The organism is Streptomyces fulvoviolaceus (assembly GCF_000718165.1).
Classification (GTDB): Bacteria; Actinomycetota; Actinomycetes; order Streptomycetales; family Streptomycetaceae; genus Streptomyces; species Streptomyces fulvoviolaceus.
The window spans coordinates 53,047-71,629 of sequence record NZ_JOEY01000027.1 but is presented as its reverse complement, the minus strand read 5'-3'; the positions used below and the strand labels follow the sequence as shown (position 1 = coordinate 71,629).

General features: G+C 68.5%; 18 protein-coding genes and 1 tRNA gene. 10 read left to right on the top strand and 9 right to left on the bottom strand.

The window, feature by feature from the left end; translation table 11 throughout:
• The first annotated feature begins 215 nt into the window (after window positions 1-215).
• From IG08_RS0128070 to pknB, 6 genes are all read left to right on the top strand, one after another.
• Window positions 216-1,085: an FhaA domain-containing protein gene (locus IG08_RS0128070; RefSeq protein WP_030608195.1), complete on the top strand. Its 870-nt coding sequence runs from the start codon at window positions 216-218 to the stop codon at window positions 1,083-1,085.
• Between the two features lie 10 nt (window positions 1,086-1,095).
• Window positions 1,096-1,608, top strand: a complete 513-nt coding sequence (locus IG08_RS0128065; protein WP_030608192.1) for an FHA domain-containing protein FhaB/FipA — start codon at window positions 1,096-1,098, stop codon at window positions 1,606-1,608.
• A gap of 98 nt (window positions 1,609-1,706) precedes the next feature.
• Complete coding sequence (locus tag IG08_RS0128060) at window positions 1,707-3,266, top strand: Stp1/IreP family PP2C-type Ser/Thr phosphatase (RefSeq protein ID WP_030608189.1); 1,560 nt, start codon at window positions 1,707-1,709, stop codon at window positions 3,264-3,266.
• A gap of 27 nt (window positions 3,267-3,293) precedes the next feature.
• Window positions 3,294-4,745: an FtsW/RodA/SpoVE family cell cycle protein gene (locus tag IG08_RS0128055; RefSeq protein ID WP_030608188.1), complete on the top strand. Its 1,452-nt coding sequence runs from the start codon at window positions 3,294-3,296 to the stop codon at window positions 4,743-4,745.
• A complete protein-coding gene (locus tag IG08_RS0128050) occupies window positions 4,742-6,214 on the top strand; it encodes a peptidoglycan D,D-transpeptidase FtsI family protein (RefSeq protein WP_030608185.1) in 1,473 nt (490 codons plus the stop codon). Before IG08_RS0128055 ends, IG08_RS0128050 begins: the two co-directional genes overlap by 4 nt.
• Before the next feature lie 169 nt (window positions 6,215-6,383).
• Complete coding sequence (gene pknB / locus IG08_RS0128045) at window positions 6,384-8,399, top strand: Stk1 family PASTA domain-containing Ser/Thr kinase (RefSeq protein ID WP_030608183.1); 2,016 nt, start codon at window positions 6,384-6,386, stop codon at window positions 8,397-8,399.
• A 112-nt stretch (window positions 8,400-8,511) separates the two neighbouring features.
• Here the strand turns inward: pknB and IG08_RS0128040 are convergent, their stop codons facing one another.
• From IG08_RS0128040 to IG08_RS0128015, 6 genes are read right to left on the bottom strand one after another with little or no spacing between them, the layout of a single operon-like run.
• Window positions 8,512-9,270 carry a class E sortase gene (locus IG08_RS0128040; protein WP_030608180.1) on the bottom strand — a complete coding sequence of 253 codons (759 nt, stop codon included), beginning with the start codon at window positions 9,268-9,270 and terminating at the stop codon, window positions 8,512-8,514.
• 13 nt (window positions 9,271-9,283) lie between these two features.
• A complete protein-coding gene (locus tag IG08_RS0128035; protein ID WP_030608177.1) occupies window positions 9,284-10,330 on the bottom strand; it encodes a class E sortase in 1,047 nt (348 codons plus the stop codon).
• On the bottom strand, window positions 10,327-10,965 hold the full coding sequence (locus tag IG08_RS0128030) for an aminodeoxychorismate/anthranilate synthase component II (RefSeq protein WP_030608174.1): 639 nt from the start codon (window positions 10,963-10,965) through the stop codon (window positions 10,327-10,329). Before IG08_RS0128030 ends, IG08_RS0128035 begins: the two co-directional genes overlap by 4 nt.
• Window positions 10,962-11,159 carry a hypothetical protein gene (locus IG08_RS0128025; RefSeq protein ID WP_199820911.1) on the bottom strand — a complete coding sequence of 66 codons (198 nt, stop codon included), beginning with the start codon at window positions 11,157-11,159 and terminating at the stop codon, window positions 10,962-10,964. Before IG08_RS0128025 ends, IG08_RS0128030 begins: the two co-directional genes overlap by 4 nt.
• Window positions 11,160-11,175: 16 nt before the next feature.
• On the bottom strand, window positions 11,176-11,865 hold the full coding sequence (locus tag IG08_RS0128020; protein ID WP_030608168.1) for a class E sortase: 690 nt from the start codon (window positions 11,863-11,865) through the stop codon (window positions 11,176-11,178).
• Window positions 11,866-11,887: 22 nt separating this feature from the next.
• Complete coding sequence (locus tag IG08_RS0128015) at window positions 11,888-12,667, bottom strand: DUF881 domain-containing protein (RefSeq protein ID WP_063757793.1); 780 nt, start codon at window positions 12,665-12,667, stop codon at window positions 11,888-11,890.
• A gap of 141 nt (window positions 12,668-12,808) precedes the next feature.
• Between IG08_RS0128015 and crgA the strand changes: the two genes are divergently transcribed.
• Window positions 12,809-13,063: a cell division protein CrgA gene (crgA, locus tag IG08_RS0128010; protein WP_030608162.1), complete on the top strand. Its 255-nt coding sequence runs from the start codon at window positions 12,809-12,811 to the stop codon at window positions 13,061-13,063.
• A 233-nt stretch (window positions 13,064-13,296) separates the two neighbouring features.
• On the opposite strand, the gene IG08_RS0128005 is transcribed toward crgA, so the two are convergent.
• Together IG08_RS0128005 and IG08_RS0128000 are read right to left on the bottom strand one after the other, a co-directional pair.
• The gene (locus IG08_RS0128005; RefSeq protein ID WP_030608159.1) at window positions 13,297-14,181 is read right to left on the bottom strand and encodes a rhomboid family intramembrane serine protease; all 885 of its coding nucleotides are present in this window, start codon (window positions 14,179-14,181) and stop codon (window positions 13,297-13,299) included.
• Between the two features lie 92 nt (window positions 14,182-14,273).
• On the bottom strand, window positions 14,274-14,801 hold the full coding sequence (locus IG08_RS0128000; protein WP_030608156.1) for a peptidylprolyl isomerase: 528 nt from the start codon (window positions 14,799-14,801) through the stop codon (window positions 14,274-14,276).
• A gap of 354 nt (window positions 14,802-15,155) precedes the next feature.
• Between IG08_RS0128000 and IG08_RS0127995 the strand changes: the two genes are divergently transcribed.
• Window positions 15,156-15,857 carry a DUF5324 family protein gene (locus IG08_RS0127995; RefSeq protein ID WP_030608153.1) on the top strand — a complete coding sequence of 234 codons (702 nt, stop codon included), beginning with the start codon at window positions 15,156-15,158 and terminating at the stop codon, window positions 15,855-15,857.
• Window positions 15,858-15,969: 112 nt separating this feature from the next.
• On the opposite strand, the gene IG08_RS0127990 is transcribed toward IG08_RS0127995, so the two are convergent.
• A tRNA-Ala gene (locus IG08_RS0127990) sits at window positions 15,970-16,042 on the bottom strand.
• 183 nt (window positions 16,043-16,225) lie between these two features.
• On the opposite strand from IG08_RS0127990, the gene IG08_RS0127985 reads away from it, so the two are divergent.
• Together IG08_RS0127985 and IG08_RS0127980 are read left to right on the top strand one after the other, a co-directional pair.
• Window positions 16,226-16,774, top strand: a complete 549-nt coding sequence (locus IG08_RS0127985; RefSeq protein WP_030608150.1) for a helix-turn-helix domain-containing protein — start codon at window positions 16,226-16,228, stop codon at window positions 16,772-16,774.
• A 202-nt stretch (window positions 16,775-16,976) separates the two neighbouring features.
• The gene (locus tag IG08_RS0127980) at window positions 16,977-18,548 is read left to right on the top strand and encodes a serine/threonine protein kinase (protein ID WP_030608147.1); all 1,572 of its coding nucleotides are present in this window, start codon (window positions 16,977-16,979) and stop codon (window positions 18,546-18,548) included.
• Window positions 18,549-18,583 lie beyond the last annotated feature (35 nt).

Here is an 18,583-nt window from a genome sequence, read left to right as displayed (position 1 = left end):
GCTCCACAGTCAGGTGCGGGACACTGGTCTGCGGCCGCCTCTACGATCCTTGACAGAGGAGTTCGAAGGGGAGCTCCACAGGGAACTTCGGAGTCGTCGACACCTGTCGACCGGTCCGACAGGGGGAACCAGCCGATCGAGCGGCGCGTGGATACGATCAGTAAGCAGTACCAGGTACGCAGTACACAGGACGGCAACGCCGAAGGAGGTGCCCCATGGGAGTCCTGAAGAAGTTCGAGCAGCGTCTCGAAGGTCTGGTCAACGGCACCTTCGCCAAGGTGTTCAAGTCCGAGGTGCAGCCCGTGGAGATCGCGGGAGCACTCCAGCGCGAGTGCGACAACAACGCGACCATCTGGAACCGCGACCGCACGGTCGTCCCCAACGACTTCATCGTGGAGCTGAGCACACCGGACTTCGAGCGGCTCAGCCCCTACTCCGGCCAGCTCGGCGACGAGCTCGCCGGCATGGTGCGCGACTACGCCAAGCAGCAGCGTTACACCTTCATGGGCCCCATCAAGGTCCACCTGGAGAAGGCGGACGACCTCGACACCGGCCTGTACCGGGTGCGCAGCCGTACGCTCGCCTCCTCCACCAATCAGCAGGCTCCCGGGACCGCGGCCCCGGCCGCACGGCCGACCGCCCCCAGCGGCTACGGCCAACCGCCGTCCGCCGCACCCGCGAGCGCCCCGCCCATGCCGGCCGCGCCGCCCCCCGGCGGCCGCCCCGGCGCACCCGGCGGCTACGGCTACCCGCAGCCCGCCGACGCCCAGCGTCCGCCGGCCGCACAGCCGGCAGCCGGCGGACGCACCCGCCACTGGATCGAGATCAACGGCGCCCGCCATCAGATCTCCCGCGCGACGCTGGTGCTGGGCCGCAGCACCGAGGCCGACGTGCGGATCGACGACCCCGGCGTCTCGCGCCGGCACTGTGAGATCCGGACCGGAACGCCCTCGACCATCCAGGATCTCGGGTCCACCAACGGCATCGTGGTGGACGGGCAGCACACCACCCGCGCTACGCTCCGCGACGGCTCGCGGATCGTCGTGGGCAGCACCACCATCATTTACCGGCAAGCCGAAGGGTGAAGCGGGGGCAATGTCAGAGCTGACCCTCACGGTCATGCGGCTGGGTTTCCTGGCCGTACTGTGGCTGTTCGTGATCGTGGCCGTGCAGGTCATCCGCAGCGACCTGTTCGGAACGCGCGTCACTCAGCGCGGGTCCAGGCGAGAGAGCGGGCGGCCGCAGCAGGCCGCCCGGCAGGCCGCGCCCCCGCCCCAACGCCAGCAGGCCTCCGGTGGCCGCCAGCGCCGCAACGCCCCCACCAAGCTGGTGGTGACCGAGGGCACACTCACCGGCACCACCGTCGCGCTCCAGGGCCAGACCATCACGCTGGGCCGGGCGCACGACAGCACCATCGTGCTGGACGACGACTACGCCTCCAGCCGGCATGCCAGGATCTATCCGGACCGCGACGGCCAGTGGATCGTCGAGGACCTGGGCTCCACCAATGGCACGTACCTCGATCGAACGCGGCTGACGACCCCCACGCCGATCGCGCCCGGCGCGCCGATCCGCATCGGCAAGACCGTCATCGAGCTGCGGAAGTAGTGCTACGTCATGAATGAGCGCGAGCGGAGCGAGCACGCAGCGGCGGCCCCCACGACGGGCCCCGGCGCGCTCCCGACCGGAGGGTGGGCACCGTGCGGATGTACCCGGAGCCGACGGGCGAGGTGCGCATGAGTCTGTCACTGCGCTTCGCCGCCGGATCGCACAAAGGCATGATCCGGGAGGGCAACGAGGACTCCGGATACGCCGGCCCGCGCCTGCTCGCGATCGCCGACGGCATGGGCGGCGCCGCCGCCGGTGAGGTCGCCTCCTCCGAGGCCATCTCCACCATCGTCGCCCTCGACGACGACGTGCCCGGCTCCGACGTCCTCACCTCCCTCGGCACCGCCGTCCAGCGCGCCAACGACCAACTGCGCGCCCTGGTCGAGGAGGACCCCCAACTCGAGGGCATGGGCACCACGCTCACCGCCCTGCTGTGGACCGGCCAGCGCCTCGGCCTCGTGCACGTCGGCGACTCGCGCGCGTACCTGCTGCGCGACGGCGTCCTGACCCAGATCACGCAGGACCACACCTGGGTGCAGCGCCTGGTCGACGAGGGCCGTATCACCGAGGAAGAGGCCACCACCCACCCGCAGCGCTCCCTGCTGATGCGCGCGCTGGGCAGCGGCGAGCACGTCGAGCCCGACCTCTCCATCCGTGAAGTCCGCGCCGGCGACCGCTACTTGATCTGCTCCGACGGACTGTCCGGGGTCGTCTCGCACCAGACCCTCGAGGACACCCTCGCCAGCTACCAGGGCCCCCAGGAGACCGTGCAGGAGCTGATCCAGCTCGCGCTGCGCGGCGGCGGCCCCGACAACATCACGGTCATCGTCGCCGACGTACTGGACCTGGACACCGGGGACACCCTCGCCGGGCAGCTCTCCGACACCCCGGTCGTGGTCGGCGCGGTCGCCGAGAACCAGCTCCAGCTGCACGACAACGGCATCATGCAGACCCCGGCCGGCCGCGCCTCCGGGCTCGGCCGCCAGGTCCCCGGCCAGGGCGGCGGCGAGTTCGGCCCGCCCGGCTCCGGCGACACCACCGGCTACATCCCCGCGGGCAGCTTCGGTGACTACGGCGACGACGACTTCGTCAAGCCCCGCACCGGCCGCAAGTGGCTGAAGAGATCCTTCTACATCGCCCTCACGCTGGGCATCATCGGCGGCGGCCTCTACGGCGGCTGGCGCTGGACCCAGACGCAGTACTACGTCGGCGCCAACGACGAACACATCGCCCTGTACCGGGGCATCAGCCAGGACCTGGCCTGGGTCTCGCTCTCGAAGGTCTCCAAGGACCACCCCGAGATCGAACTCAAGTACCTGCCGCCGTACCAGCAGAAGCTCGTCGAGGGCACGATCGCCGAGGGCGACCTCAAGACCGCCCAGAAGAAGATCGACGAGCTGGCCGTGCAGGCCTCCGCCTGCAAGAAGAAGGCCGACGCGCAGGCGACCGAGAGCGAGAAGAACTCCGAGACGGGCGAAGGCGAGGCCGGCGGGACCACGGGAACCACCACCTCCTCCCTCGCGTCCAAGGCGACACCGAGCCCGACCGGCACGACCTCCCCGTCCCCGAACGCTTCCGCATCCCCGACCGCGCCCACCCCCGGCCCCACTCTCTCGGAGGAAGAGCAGAAGGTCGTCTCGCAGTGCGGTACGCAGTGAGCAAGCGGTGAGAGGCCCAGTCACACGATGAGTAGTCCCACGAACACGTCGACGCACCACACGTCCACGATCGGCTCGATCGGTGCCCCGAGCCGGCGCAACACCGAGCTCGCCCTGCTGGTGTTCGCCGTCCTCATCCCGGTCTTCGCCTACGCCAACGTGGGCCTCGCGATCGACGACGAGGTACCCGCCGGCCTGCTGAGCTACGGCCTGGGCCTCGGCCTCCTGGCCGGCGTCGGCCATCTCGTCGTACGCAAGTTCGCGCCGTACGCGGACCCGCTGCTGCTGCCGCTCGCCACCCTGCTCAACGGCCTCGGCCTCGTCGCCATCTGGCGGCTCGACCAGTCCGCGCTGCTGCGGGGGATCGGCGTCGCCGGCGGCAAGGCCACCAACCAGCTGATCTACACGGCACTCGGCATCGCCCTGTTCTCGGTCGTCCTGATCTTCCTCAAGGACCACCGCGTCCTGCAGCGCTACACCTACATCTCCATGGTCGGCGCGCTGGTCCTGCTGCTCCTCCCGCTGGTCCCGGGCCTCGGCGCCGACATCACCTACGGCGCCAAGATCTGGATCCAGGTCGGCAGCTTCACCATCCAGCCCGGCGAGTTCGCCAAGATCGTCCTGGCGGTCTTCTTCGCCGGCTACCTGATGGTCAAGCGCGACGCGCTCGCCCTCGCCAGCCGCCGCTTCATGGGCCTGTACCTGCCGCGCGGCCGCGACCTCGGCCCGATCATCGTCGTCTGGATGATCTCGATCCTCATCCTGGTCTTCGAGACCGACCTCGGTACCTCGCTGCTGTTCTTCGGAATGTTCGTCATCATGCTGTACGTCGCCACCGAGCGGACCAGCTGGATCGTCTTCGGTCTGCTGATGTCCGCGGTCGGCGCCGTCGGCGTGGCCAGCTTCGAACCGCACGTCCAGACCCGCGTCCAGGCCTGGCTCGACCCCATGCGCGAGTACACGCTCAGCCGCACCCCGAACGGCGACGGCATGGTCCACTCCGAGCAGGCCATGCAGGCCCTGTGGGCGTTCGGCTCCGGCGGCACCCTCGGCACCGGCTGGGGCCAGGGCCACTCCGAGCTCATCCGGTTCGCCGCCAACTCCGACTTCATCCTCGCCACTTTCGGCGAGGAGCTGGGCCTGGCCGGCATCATGGCGATCCTGCTGATCTACGGCCTGATCGTGGAACGCGGCGTGCGCACCGCACTCGCCGCCCGCGACCCCTTCGGCAAGCTGCTCGCCATCGGCCTGTCCGGCGCCTTCGCACTGCAGGTCTTCGTGGTGGCCGGCGGTGTGATGGGCCTGATCCCGCTGACCGGTATGACGATGCCCTTCCTGGCGTACGGAGGTTCCTCCGTCATCGCCAACTGGGCCCTCATCGGCATCCTGATCAGGATCAGCGACACCGCACGCCGCCCGGCGCCCGCCCCCGCCCCGAACCCCGACGCCGAGATGACCCAGGTGGTCCGCCCGTCATGAACAAGCCCCTGCGCCGGATCGCGATCTTCTGCGGCCTCCTGGTCCTCGCCCTGCTCGTCCGCGACAACTGGCTCCAGTACGTCAAGGCCGACAGCCTCAAGGAAGACCCCGACAACCGCCGCGTCCTCATCGCGCGTTACGCCACGCCCCGCGGCGACATCATCGTCGACGGCAAGGCCATCACCGGGCACGCGGAGACGACCACGGGCGACTTCAAGTACAAGCGCACCTACAAGGACGGCGCCATGTGGGCGCCGGTCACCGGCTTCGTCTCGCAGGCCTACGGCGCCAACCAGCTGGAGTCCATCGAGGACGGCATCCTCACCGGCAACGACGACCGGCTCTTCTTCCGCAACACCCTCGACATGATCACCGGCAAGGCGAAGGAGGGCGGCAACGTCGTCACCACCCTCAACGCCGCCGCCCAGAAGGCCGCCTACGACGGCCTGAAGAAGCAGGGCGGCAAGGGTGCGGTCGCCGCCCTCGACCCGACCACCGGCAAGATCCTGGCGCTGGCCTCCTACCCGTCGTACGACCCCTCGACGATCGCCGGCGGCAGCGAGTCGGACGAGAAGGCCTGGAAGGCCCTCGACAAGAAGAACAACCCCGACGACCCGATGCTCAACCGGGCGCTGCGCGAGGTCTACCCGCCCGGCTCCACCTTCAAGGTCGTCACCGCGGCCGCCGCCCTGGAGAACAACCTCTACGACGGCGCCGACTCGAAGACCGACTCACCGCTGCCGTGGACCATGCCGGGCACCACGACCCAGCTGAAGAACGAGGGCAACATCCCCTGCAAGAACGCCACTCTGCGCGTGGCGCTGCAGTACTCCTGCAACACCGTCTTCGGCAAGGTCGGCTCCGACCTCGGCAACGACAAGATGCTCGCCGAGGCCAAGAAGTTCGGCTTCGACGAGGAGCAGTTCACCCCGGTCCGCTCCAGCGCGTCGGTCTTCTCCAAGGACATGGCGCCCTCCGAGGTCGCGCTGTCCTCCATCGGCCAGTTCAACACCGCCGCGAGCCCGCTGCAGATGGCCATGGTCGCCTCGGCCGTCGCCAACGACGGCACCCTGATGAAGCCGTACATGGTCGACGAGCTCCAGGCCCCGAACGTCGACCCCATCTCCAAGACCGACCCGGAGAAGATGAGCCAGCCGCTGTCCGCGGAGAACGCCCAGATCCTCCAGTCGATGATGGAGACGGTCGTCAAGGACGGCACCGGCAAGAACGCCCAGATCGACGGCGTCACGGTGGGCGGCAAGACCGGTACCGCACAGCACGGCGAGAACAACAGCAAGAACCCGTACGCGTGGTTCCTCTCGTACGCCAAGGTCGGCAACAGCTCGCCCGTAGCCGTGGCTGTTGTGATCGAGGACGACAACGCGGTCCGTGACGACATCTCCGGTGGCGGCCTCGCGGCCCCCATCGCGAAGAGCGTGATGGAGGCGGTCATCGACAGCAAGAAGTGACCCCGATCACGTCCCCTTCGCATCGGTGCACGTTGCGATACCGGTCCTGTATCGGGTGACGGGCTTGGCCAGGTCACACAACGCCAGACGGGTACGGTAGGCCCGGACGGCAGCCTCCGACCGCACGCATGTGCCGGTCGGGACCGACGGAGAGGGCTGGTAGGAAGCTATGGAAGAGCCGCGTCGCCTCGGCGGCCGGTACGAACTGGGCCATGTGCTCGGTCGTGGTGGCATGGCGGAGGTCTACCTCGCACATGACACCCGACTCGGCCGCACCGTGGCGGTGAAGACGCTGCGCGTGGACCTCGCGCGCGACCCTTCCTTCCAGGCCCGGTTCCGCCGGGAGGCCCAGTCGGCCGCCTCGCTCAACCATCCCGCGATCGTCGCGGTCTACGACACGGGCGAGGACTACATCGACGGGGTCTCGATCCCGTACATCGTCATGGAGTACGTCGACGGCTCCACGCTCCGCGAGCTGCTCCACTCCGGCCGCAAGCTGCTGCCGGAGCGGACGCTGGAGATGACCATCGGCATCCTCCAGGCCCTGGAGTACTCGCACAGAGCCGGCATCGTCCACCGTGACATCAAGCCGGCGAACGTCATGCTCACGCGCAACGGCCAGGTCAAGGTCATGGACTTCGGCATCGCCCGCGCCATGGGCGACTCCGGCATGACGATGACGCAGACCTCCGCGGTCATCGGCACCGCCCAGTACCTCTCCCCGGAGCAGGCCAAGGGCGAGCAGGTGGACGCGCGGTCGGACCTCTACTCCGCGGGCTGTCTGCTGTACGAGCTCCTGACGGTCCGCCCGCCCTTCGTCGGCGACTCCCCGGTCGCGGTCGCGTACCAGCACGTACGGGAAGAGCCGCAGGCCCCGTCGGTGTTCGACCCCGAGATCACGCCCGAGATGGACGCCATCGTCCTCAAGGCACTGGTCAAGGACCCGAACTACCGCTACCAGTCCGCCGACGAGATGCGCATCGACATCGAGGCCTGTCTCGACGGCCAGCCGGTCGCGGCCACGGCAGCGATGGGCTCGGTCGGCTACGGCGGCTACCCCGACGACCAGCCGACCACGGCCCTGCGCGCCACGGACGCCGGCGCCACGTCGATGCTGCCGCCCATGAACCCGGACGACGGCGGCTACGGCTACGACGACCGCCCCGACCGGCGCCGCCAGAAGAAGTCGAACACCTCGACGATCCTCTTGGTGGTCGCGGGTGTCCTCGTGCTCGTCGGCGCGATCCTGATCGGAAAGTGGATCTTCAGCGGCAACGGAGGCGCGGGCAACGACACGGTCGCCGTGCCGAACCTCGTCAACGTGTCTCAGGGCGAAGCCGGAAAACGCCTGACCAACAGCGGCCTCAAGCTCGGGGACGTCACGAAGAAGGCCTGCGAGGAGACGACCAAGGGCAACGTCTGCGACCAGGACCCGAAGTCGGGCACCACGGTCGAGAAGAACTCCACCGTCAGCATCGTGGTCTCCACCGGCGCCCCGAAGGTGGCCGTGCCGAGTGTTCTCGGCCAGAACATCGACGATGCCACGGAGACGCTGGAAGGCGAGAAGTACGGGTTCGAAGTCAAGACGAAGGACAAGGAGTCCACAGAAGAGGTGGGCACCGTCCTGGAGCAGGACCCGAAGCTCGGCGAGGAAGTGGAGAAGGGCTCCACGATCACCCTCACCATCGCCAAGGCCGAGGAGAAGGCCACGGTCCCGGACGTCACCGGCAAGACCTGTGACGAGGCCAAGGCCCAGATGACGGCCAACGAACTGGTCGGCAACTGCACCGAGGTCGAGACCGACGACACCAACCTGATCGGCAAGGTCATCTCGACCACGCCGGGGTCCGGTACCCAGGCCGACAAGAACTCCGCGGTGAACATCCAGATCGGCAAGGCCGCGGACAAGACCGAGGTCCCGAACGTCGTCGGCCAGACGGTCTCGCAGGCCAGGCAGACCCTGAATGCGGCCGGCTTCACGAACATCCAGTTCGCGAACAACAGCGACCAGAGCGACACCGCGCTCGTGGCCCAGCAGGATCCCGGCGCCGGCAACGAGGTCGACGATCCGGGCAGCACCCAGATCACCCTGACCACCGTCAGCGTCGGCAACAACAACGGCGGGAACAACGGCGGCAACATCTTCGGCGGTACGTCCGGAACGGCGGCCCGCACGGAGGACTGACCGTCCCCCCTGCAACAGGAAAGAGCCCCGGCACCCTGATCAGGGTGCCGGGGCTCTTTCCGTCAGGTTCCGCCGGCTTCCGTCAGCTTCCGCCGTCTTCCGCCAGCTCTCGTCAGCCGAGTTCCTTCGGCGGCGTCCGCTCGCTGTTCACCGCGTCGACGCGGACCAGCTCGCCCCACACCACGTACCGGTACCGGGACGTGTACACCGGCGTGCAGGTCGTCAGGGTGATGTAGTGGCCGGCCTTCTTCTTGCCGGACTCCTTGGGGATCTTGCCAAGGACCTTGACGTTGTACTTCGAGGTCTCCGGAAGGATCGCGTAGACCTTGTAGACGTACCACTTGTCCTTCGTCTCGAAGACGATCGGGTCGCCCTTCTTGATCTTGTCGATGTTGTGGAACTTGGCGCCGTGGCCGTCGCGGTGGGCGGCGAGGGTGAAGTTGCCCTTCTTGCCGCTGGTGGGGAGCGTGGCCTTGACGGGGTCCGTGTAGTAGCCGGCGACGCCGTCGTTCAACTCCTTCGCCTCCGTGCCCTTCTCGACCAGGACCTCGCCGTTCTTCAGCGCGGGGACATGCAGGAAGCCGATGCCGTTCTTGGTGTCCAGGGCGCCGGGACCGGTGTCCTTCTGGGCGGTCCAGCTGTCGCGGACCTTGTCGGCCTGCTTGTGCGCCGTACGGTCGGCGACGACGTTGGTCCACCAGAGGGAGTAGACGACGAACAGGCCGAGGACCAGGCCCGCCGTGATGAGGAGTTCACCGAAGAAGCTGACCGCCATGGCGATCCGGCCCGTGCCGCGGCGCCGGCGCGGGGCCTGCTGCCGGGATCCGGACGTGCTCGTCTGCTCTTCGGTGCCGTCGGTGGTCGCTGCCACGTTTCATCTGCCCTTACTGGACTAGCGCATCCGGCTTGCCCTTGCTGCGCGGCCGTTCCTCGACCATCTTGCCCCAGACGATCAACCGGTACTTGCTGGTGAACTCCGGCGTGCAGGTCGTGAGGGTGATGTAGCGGCCCGGCTCGGTGAAACCGGACTGCGGCGGAACGGGCCCGATCACGCTCGTGTTGCTCGGCGCCGTCACCGGCAGCGTCGACGTCATCTTGTAGACGAAGTACTCGGTCTGCGTCTCCACGACGATCTCGTCGCCCGCGGTGAGCTTGTTGATGTACCGGAACGGCTCGCCGTGCGTGTTGCGGTGCCCCGCGAGCGCGAAGTTGCCGGTCTTCGCGTCGGGCATCGCCGTCTTCAGCGCGCCCTCGCCGTAGTGGCCGACCATGCCCTTGTCGAGCACCTTCTTGTTGCTGACGCCCTCGGCGATCGGCACGACCACGTCCAGCTTGGGGATGTGGAGAATCGCGAAGCCCTGTCCCGGCTCGAAGGAGCCCGGGGCGCGCTTGCCGCTCGCCCAGTCGTCCTGGAGGCTGCTCGCCTCCTTGTCCGCCTGCGCGTGCGCCCGGACGTTCGTCCACCACAGCTGGTAGCTCACGAACAGCAGCATCAGCACGCCGGTGGTGATGAACACCTCGCCTATCGCACGGCTCGCGACGACCGCCGGGCCGGGCTTGCGCGCCTTCGCCTGGCGGCGCGCCTCCACACGCGAGAGGGGCTTCTCGTCGGCCGTCCGGGGTGTCTCGGGCTCCGAAGTGCCCCCGTGACGCCCATGACGGCGCTTGGCGGCCTTTCTGCGGGCCGCCCGCCCGCCCGTCGGGGTCCCAGTGGCGGAGGGGGCTGATGGGGCGCCAGACGCCGATATGGACTCGCCGTCGGGAATCCGCAGCGCGACGGTCTCGTCGTCGGCGGGGGGTATCCACGGCTCGTCCTGGCCGCCGGTGTCGTACGACGCACTGTCGTACCAGTCCCCAAGCGCACCGGAGACCTCGTACGACTGCTCCCCGTACGAGGTCTCCGACTCGCGCTCGGGGCGCAGGGCCGTCACGCCGTGGCCCTGCCCACCACCGGGGCGAGCCCCACCGACCTCGCCACCGCACCCTGGTCGCCACACTCCACCAGCCAGTTGGCCAGCATCCGGTGGCCGTGCTCCGTCAGCACCGACTCGGGGTGGAACTGCACACCCTCGACCGGCAGTTCACGGTGCCTGAGGCCCATGATGATCCCGTCGTGCGTCCGCGCCGTCACCTCGAGCTCGGCCGGCACCGTCTCCGGCTCGGCGGCCAGCGAGTGGTAGCGCGTCGCCGTGAAGGGCGTCGGCAGGCCCGCGAAGACGCCCCTGCCCTCGTGCTCGACCAGCGAGGTCTTGCCGTGCAGCAGCTCGGGAGCGCGGTCCACGACACCGCCGTACGCCACCTGCATCGACTGCATGCCCAGGCAGACGCCGAAGACCGGCACACCGGTGGCGGCGCAGTGGCGCACCATCTCGATGCAGACGCCCGCCTCCTCGGGGGTCCCGGGGCCCGGCGACAACAGCACGCCGTCGAAGCCGTCCTGGGCGTGCGCCGTCGACACCTCGTCGTTGCGCAGCACCTCGCACTCGGCGCCCAGCTGGTACAGGTACTGGACCAGGTTGAAGACGAAGCTGTCGTAGTTGTCGACGACGAGAATGCGCGCACTCACTGGTTGTCCACCGTCACATCGTTGAAGGGCAGCAGCGGTTCGGCCCACGGGAAGACGTACTGGAAGAGGACGTAGACCACAGCGAGGACCAGCACGAGTGAGATCAACGCCCTCACCCACACGTTCCCCGGCAGATGCCGCCAGATCCAGCCGTACATGCCGTCCCTTCCGTCGCACCACGGCACCAGACTCACGCCGTACCGCACCAGACTAACGGCGCAGGGCCTGAGGTTTCCCTGCCTCCACAGGCTGTGTGGAGTCCAGATGCGCCCAGACGATCAGCCGGTGGCTGTGCCCCCACTCCGGATCGCACGTGGTCAGCGTGAGATAGCGGCCCGACCGCGTGTACCCGGACTTACGTGGCACAGGATCGATCACCTCAACGTCGGTGGGCACCGTTTTGTAGGGCCCTTTGTCGATCCGATACGTGAACCAGGTGGTCCCGTCCGTCAGCACCACCGCGTCCCCGCGGCGCAGCTTCGGGAAGTCCTTGAAGGGATCGCCGTACGTCCGCCGATGGCCGGCCACCGAGAAGTTGCCCTGCTGGCCGAGCTGCGTGGTGCGCGCGTAGTGGCCGAGGCCCTTCTTCAGGGTGTTCGTGGCGGTGCCTTCGAGCACCGGCTTGTTCCACGTGAAACCAAGCCGTGGGATGTACATGATCGCGAAGGGCTTGCCGCTCTTGTACGGCGCCGGATCCTCCGGACTCGCCTCCGCGCCCCCCGTGGCCCTGGGCTGCTCCACGCTCCCCTTCGACCACTGATCCTGCAGCTGGTCGATCTGGTCGCCCATGACGTCGTCGGCCTTCACGCCGGTCCAGAACAGCACGTAGACCACGAAGAGGACGATCACGGTGCCGACGGTGATGCACAACTCGCTGACGGTCCTGACGATCACGCGCACCGGCGGCTCCAGAAGAGACCGACTACTCCACGGGCTTGGCGTACTGCAGATCCACTGTGCCCGAGTAGCCGGGAAGAGTCACCGTCCCGTCCTCCTCGACTTTCCAGCCGAGCCCGTAGACGTTGACGTACACCATGTAGTTCTGGATCGCCTTGGAGTCCGCGAGCGCCTGCTGCAGCTTCTCCGGATCACCGACCGCCGTGATCTTGTACGGCGGCGAGTAGACCCGGCCCTGCAGGATCAGGGTGTTGCCCACGCAGCGCACGGCGCTGGTGGAGATCAGCCGCTGGTCCATGACCTTGATGCCCTGGGCGCCGCCCTGCCACATCGCGTTCACCACGGCCTGCAGGTCCTGCTGGTGGATGACCAGGTAGTCGGGCTGCGGCTCGGGATAGCCGGGCAGTTTGGCGGTGGCGTCCGGCGGGGCGTCGTTGAGCGTGACCGTGACCGCCTCGCCCTTGAGCTGCTGCGTGCCCGCGTTCTTCTCCAGGGCCGCGAGCTTGTCGTCCTCGGCCTTGGTGCTGCCGTCGTCCCGCTCGGCGAGCGACTCGACGTCGCGGCGCAGGGAGCCGGTGGACTCGTCGAGCTCGCCGTTCTTCTGGCTGCGCTCGTGGATGAGGTCCGAGAGCTTCAGCAAGGACGTGTCCGTGCGGATATTGGTGCCCTTGGCCGTATTGAAACTGGTGAAGAAAATGAGTCCCGCGAGAGCGAAGACGCCCACGGTGAGCACGCGCACGGGCCGGAAACCTCGCCTGCGGTCAGGACTGGATCCGGACTGGGGGGAGTCGGCAGAATTGCTCAACGTACCCTTATCTCCTTCGGCGCCACGGAAGCACTACGCTAACGGACGCCCGGGGGAGCGCTAAGTGTCCCCTTGTACGCTGCCCCGAGCCACACCCAGTTACCTGCGCGGCCACGCAGCGCATCGACAGGAGAGACCCTCGTGCCGAAGTCACGTATCCGCAAGAAGGCCGACTACACGCCGCCGCCGGCGAAGCAGGCGACCGCCATCAAGCTGACCAGCCGCTCCTGGGTCGCCCCGGTGATGCTGGCCATGTTCGTCATCGGTCTCGCCTGGATCGTCGTCTTCTATGTGACCGACGGTTCGCTGCCCATCGACGCTCTGGACAACTGGAACATCGTGGTGGGCTTCGGCTTCATCGCCGCCGGATTCGGCGTCTCCACACAGTGGAAGTAGCTCTACCCAGGGCTATCCACTGAGTTATCCACAGCGGTTTTCCACATGGGGAAAAGAAAGACGATCTGTGGATAACCCCTCGGGTGTTGACGCTGGTGTGACTGACACACCGGCAATCGAAGACCCGTTCGCCCCCTGCCTGACCTGCGGAAACACGGGTCAGCGACAGGGGGCACAGTTGTTCGCGCACACTATGCACAAGATTCGCCACCCACTGTGGACAACTGAACCGCTCAGGTGAGCTGGGCCGTCCTCAACAGGGTCATGCCCACGACCACCAGCAGGACCAGCGCACAGGTGCCGTACTGCACCAGCGCCCGTCGCTCACGCGGGGCGTGGACCATGGCGTAGCCGGTGATGACACCGGCGACGAGGCCGCCGATGTGGGCCTGCCAGGAGATGCTGCTCCAGCCGAAGGTGAAGATGAGGTTGATCACCAGCAGGGCGATGATCGGCCGCATGTCGTACCGGAGGCGGCGCATGAGGACAGCCGTGGCGCCGAACAGGCCGAAGATCGCGCCTGAGGCGCCGAGCGTCTCCGTGCTCGGGGAGGCCAGCAGATAGGCCAGGGCGCTGCCCGAGAGTCCGGAGACGAAGTAGAGCGCGAGGTAGCGGGCGCGGCCGAGGGCAGCTTCGAGGGGGCCGCCGAGGAACCACAGGCTCATCATGTTGAAGCCGATGTGCCAGATTTCCTGGTGGGTGAACATCGAGGTCACCAGGCGGTACCACTCGCCGTCCGCGACGCCCATGGTGGCTGCGAAGGGGGCGGGCGGCCAGGCGCCGATGAGCGTGATGTCGTGCAGGATCGACGGCCGCACCTGGACGGCGATGAACACCGCGAGGTTGATCCCGATCAGGATCTTGGTGACGAGGTGCGGGTCGGCCGCGATCGTCCCGCCGGCGATCGTGCGGGGCTGTGCGGCGGTGGGGGCGTGTCCCGTGCCGGAGCCGCCACGGACGCAGTCGGGGCAATGGAAGCCGACGGAGGCGCTGACCATGCACTCGGGGCAGATGGGCCGCTCACAGCGAGTACAGCGAATGCCGGTCTCGCGGTCCGGGTGCCGGTAGCAGCCGGGCAGGCTCTGGGCGCCCTGTGAACTGCCTGCCGCCTGGTCCATGACTTCCCCTCATTCGTCGTCCGCACGTGCACCGCCCCGCCCATCCTTACGGACGAGCGGGGCGTTTGGTTCCCTTCGCGCAGGCCTCAGCCTCAGCGGGACTCCACCACGACGGACTCGATGACGACGTCGTTGACCGGGCGGTCGTTGGGGCGCGTGGTCTTGACGCCGGCGATGGCGTCGACGACCTTCTGGCTGGCCGCGTCGGTGACCTCGCCGAAGATGGTGTGCTTGCGGGTCAGCCAGGCCGTCGGGGCGACGGTGACGAAGAACTGCGAGCCGTTGGTACCGGGGCCGGCGTTGGCCATGGCCAGCAGGTAGGGCTTGTCGAAGCGCAGGTCCGGGTGGAACTCGTCCTCGAACTCGTAGCCGGGGCCACCGATGCCGGTGCCGAGCGGGTCGCCGCCCTGGATCATGAAGCCGGGGATGACGCGGTGGAAGATCGTGCCGTCGTACAGCTTCTTGGCGGCCTTCTCGCCCGTGGCGGGGTGGGTCCACTCGCGCTCGCCCTGGGCCAGTTCGACGAAGTTCTTGACCGTCTTGGGGGCGTGGTTCGGCAGGAGCCGGACTTCGATGTCGCCGTGGTTCGTCTTGAGGGTGGCGTAAAGCTGCTCGGCCACGATCCTGCCTTCCGTTGTCCTTCTGTGCCCTCCCGATCCTTGCACGCTTCGGCCTGTGCGTCGCCCGGCACCCTCTCTCGTGGCCGGGTTGGGGGTTTTCGCATGCAGAAATCCGGTCGAGTGGCCCCGGGCCGGGGGCGCTGGGCGGCGATCCGTGGCATTGTCGTCGACAAGCTCCTGTTGCCCCGTATTCATCCGCTATTGATCCGCTGATGCAATAGATCCGCTATCGCACGTGATCAGTACCCCATGACCCGGATGCCCGCCCTCACATGCCCAGGAGTCCCCTGGCAGGCATGATCCGTAAAAGGGTGGAAAGTCGAAATACCGTACGCCACCGAGGAGGAGGATCCCGTGACCCGCATCGACAGCGTGCGCGCCGCGAGCGGCTCGGCGAAGGACAGCGTGCTGCACGCCGCGGAAGTGGTGGCGCCCTACGCCGACACGGCCAAGGACAGGGCTGCGCACTACGCACACGAGGCACGCGTACGGCTCGCGCCGAAGGTCTCGCAGGCCGCCGAACAGGCTCGTGTCCAGTACGACGCGCATCTCGCGCCGCGCCTGGAACAGGCACGCACGCATGTACCGCCGAAGGTCGACCAAGCCGCCCATGAGGCAGCCGTCCGCACCCGTAAGGCCGCCCGGCAGGCGGCCGACTACTCACGTCCGAGGCTGGAGCAGGCCGTGGCCGCGGCCGGTCCCGCCCGCGAGGAGGCCGCGGCCCGCAGCGCCGCGGCGCTGGCCGCCCTGCGTGGCCAGGTCTCGCCCAAGGAGATCCAGAAGCTGGTGCGCAAGCAGGAGCGGCGGGCCCGAGCCGGCCGCCTCGCCAAGGCGCTGGCGGTTGTCGGCATCGTCGCGGGCGGCGCCTTCGCCGCCTGGAAGTGGTGGGACAAGCAGGCCAACCCGGACTGGCTGGTCGAGCCACCCGCCGCGACGGAGGTGCCCGAGTCGAGTCGCCTGACGTCGGTGGACGGCACCGGCCAGTCCGTACTCGACCCCGAGGTACAGGCCAAGGAGGCCGAGGAGGAGGCCGCACACCGCGACGAACGCGGCTGACGCCAACCACATTGCATGGGGCAGGAGGCCATGGGCTTCCTGCCCCATGTTTCACGTGAAACGAAGATGCCCCTTGCCCTGCTTATCCGCAGGTCAAGGGGCATTTTCCGAGTGGAGCCTAGGGGAGTCGAACCCCTGACATCTGCCATGCAAAGACAGCGCTCTACCAACTGAGCTAAGGCCCCGGAAGGTGGACGTCCGGCCCGGAAGAACCGCTCACCGGGGGGCGCCGCAGACCAGAGTACCGGGTCACCCCGGGTATCTCGCAAAAAGATTAGGGGTCCCGATGAACGACCACTCTCCGTAAGATGCTCGGCGTGGTTCGCTGTCGCGAACCACGGTATTTGGGGAAGCGATGGGGAGACGCAATGGACGCCGCACAGCAGGAAGCGACCGCGAGAGCGCGGGAACTGCAGCGGAACTGGTACGGGGAGCCGCTGGGGGCGCTCTTCCGTAAGCTCATAGACGATCTTGGCCTCAACCAGGCTCGTCTCGCGGGGGTACTGGGACTGTCGGCACCGATGCTGTCGCAGCTGATGAGCGGTCAGCGGGCGAAGATCGGCAATCCCGCGGTGGTGCAGCGCGTGCAGTTGCTGCAGGACCTGGCGGGACAGGTCGCGGACGGCAGCGTCAGCGCCGCCGAGGCAACCGACCGCATGGACGAGATCAAGAAGTCGCAGGGGGGCTCGGTGCTCAGCAACACCACACAGACGACCAGCAGTTCGGGAGCGCCCACGGTCAAGCGGGTGGTCCGTGAGATCCAGTCGCTGCTGCGCTCGGTGGCCGCCGCCGGAGACATCATCGAGGCGGCCGACACCCTCGCCCCGACCCACCCGGAACTGGCAGAGTTCCTCCGGGTCTACGGCGCCGGCCGCACCTCCGACGCCGTCGCGCACTACCAGTCCCACCAGAGCTGAACCGGCGGCCCGGCGGCCGAAGGGGGTTCGGCGGCCGGGCCGACGACCGAGGAGGAGCGCGAGGGGGTCGCGTTCCTCGCCGGGAGTGACATGCGGGGGTGTGTCACCGGCTGTGGAAAGACGCGAGGAGCACGAGGGGTCGTATCGCTCATCGGGGGGCAGGCAAGGGGGGTAGTCGAAGGGGGAGGAGCAACGCACAGCCATGGGTGAGGTGTTCGCCGGCCGGTACGAACTGGCCGACCCGATCGGACGCGGCGGCGTCGGCGCCGTCTGGCGCGCCTGGGACCACCGCCGGCGCCGCTATGTGGCCGCCAAGGTCCTGCAGCAGAGCGACGCGCACTCCCTGCTGCGCTTCGTCCGGGAACAGGCCCTGCGGATCGACCACCCCCATGTGCTCGCACCCGCCAGCTGGGCCGCCGACGACGACAAGGTCCTGTTCACCATGGACCTGGTCGCCGGGGGCTCGCTGGTCCATCTGATCGGGGACTACGGTCCCCTGCCGCCGGTCTTCGTCTGCACCCTGCTCGACCAGCTCCTTGCGGGCCTCGCCGCCGTGCACGCGGAAGGTGTCGTACACCGCGACGTCAAGCCCGCCAACGTGCTCCTGGAAGCCACCGGCACCGGCCGCCCCCGGCTGCGTCTGTCCGACTTCGGCATCGCCATGCGGCTGGGCGAACCACGCCTGACGGAGACCAACCTCGTGGTCGGGACGCCCGGCTACATCTCGCCCGAGCAGATGATGGGCTCGGAACCGGACTTCCCCGCCGACCTGTTCGCCGCGGGCCTGGTCGCGCTGTATCTCCTGGAGGGCGCCAAGCCGGACGCCAAGGCGCTCGTCCAGTACTTCGCCGCCCATGGGACGCCGAGCGCGCCCAAGGGCATCCCCGAGCCCCTGTGGCAGGTTGTGTCCACGCTGCTCCAGCCGGACCCGCAGGCGCGGTTCCGCACGGCCACGGGGGCCCGCAAGGCGCTCGCCTCGGCCGTGGAGCTCCTGCCCGAACCGGGCCCCGACGACGAGTTGATCGAGATCTTCGACCAACTCGGCCCGCTGCCACCGGGGTTCGGCCCCGATGGGCCCCTCAAGCTCGCCGCGGGTGTGGACGTGGGGACTGCGACCGGGACGGGATCCTCCAGGACGCTGAGGGGCGGGGAGCCGTCGGAACCCGGGACAGGAGCCCATCCCTACGGACAGAGCGAGAACTCCGCCTCCGTCTGGCCCGGCACCGGCTCCGTACCGACCGATCCGCGGCGGAGCACAGGCCCGCTGCCAGGACCGGACGTCGCACCGTCCTGGTCCATGCCCGCTCCCGCCGGCACCTCCGCCGCCTCGGAGCAGTCCGGCACCGCCCGGCCGCCCTCCATGTCGGACACCGGCAGCTTCCACCTGCCGCCCCCGCAGGCCACCAGCACCTCCTCCCCTCAGGTGCAGCACCCCGACATACAGGCACCGCCACAGACACACGAGGGCGCACAGCACCAGCCCGCCCAGGGCTCCCCCCACGACCCCACCCATGTCCTGCTCTCCCCTCGACCACCGGCGCAGCGATACCCGACTCAGCCTCCGACGCCACCAGCGCACCAGCGTGCTGACGCCTCTACTGCTTCGTACACCGCTCAGAGCCCGCAGGTTCCACCTCCGGCCCGGCCGATCTCGCGGCACCGCGCATCGAGGGCACGACGACGCCCCGGCCCGCCGCCCAAGGTGACGCTCACTCTTCTGCTCCTCGCGCTGGCCTGCTACGCGGTGGGCTTCTGGGCAGTGACCCGCATCTGACCGCGGCCCCACACCCGAGCCCGGCCCCACACCCG

Bases quoted from the DNA above. Each gene is read 5' to 3' on its own strand.
- IG08_RS0128060 (WP_030608189.1), top strand. From the start codon at position 1,707: ATGTACCCGGAGCCGACGGGCGAGGTGCGCATGAGTCTGTCACTGCGC.
- IG08_RS0128050 (WP_030608185.1), top strand. From the start codon at position 4,742: ATGAACAAGCCCCTGCGCCGGATCGCGATCTTCTGCGGCCTCCTGGTC.
- IG08_RS0128065 (WP_030608192.1), top strand. From the start codon at position 1,096: ATGTCAGAGCTGACCCTCACGGTCATGCGGCTGGGTTTCCTGGCCGTA.
- IG08_RS0128005 (WP_030608159.1), bottom strand. From the start codon at position 14,181: ATGGACCAGGCGGCAGGCAGTTCACAGGGCGCCCAGAGCCTGCCCGGC.
- IG08_RS0128070 (WP_030608195.1), top strand. From the start codon at position 216: ATGGGAGTCCTGAAGAAGTTCGAGCAGCGTCTCGAAGGTCTGGTCAAC.
- IG08_RS0128055 (WP_030608188.1), top strand. From the start codon at position 3,294: ATGAGTAGTCCCACGAACACGTCGACGCACCACACGTCCACGATCGGC.
- IG08_RS0127985 (WP_030608150.1), top strand. From the start codon at position 16,226: ATGGACGCCGCACAGCAGGAAGCGACCGCGAGAGCGCGGGAACTGCAG.
- pknB (WP_030608183.1), top strand. From the start codon at position 6,384: ATGGAAGAGCCGCGTCGCCTCGGCGGCCGGTACGAACTGGGCCATGTG.
- IG08_RS0127980 (WP_030608147.1), top strand. From the start codon at position 16,977: ATGGGTGAGGTGTTCGCCGGCCGGTACGAACTGGCCGACCCGATCGGA.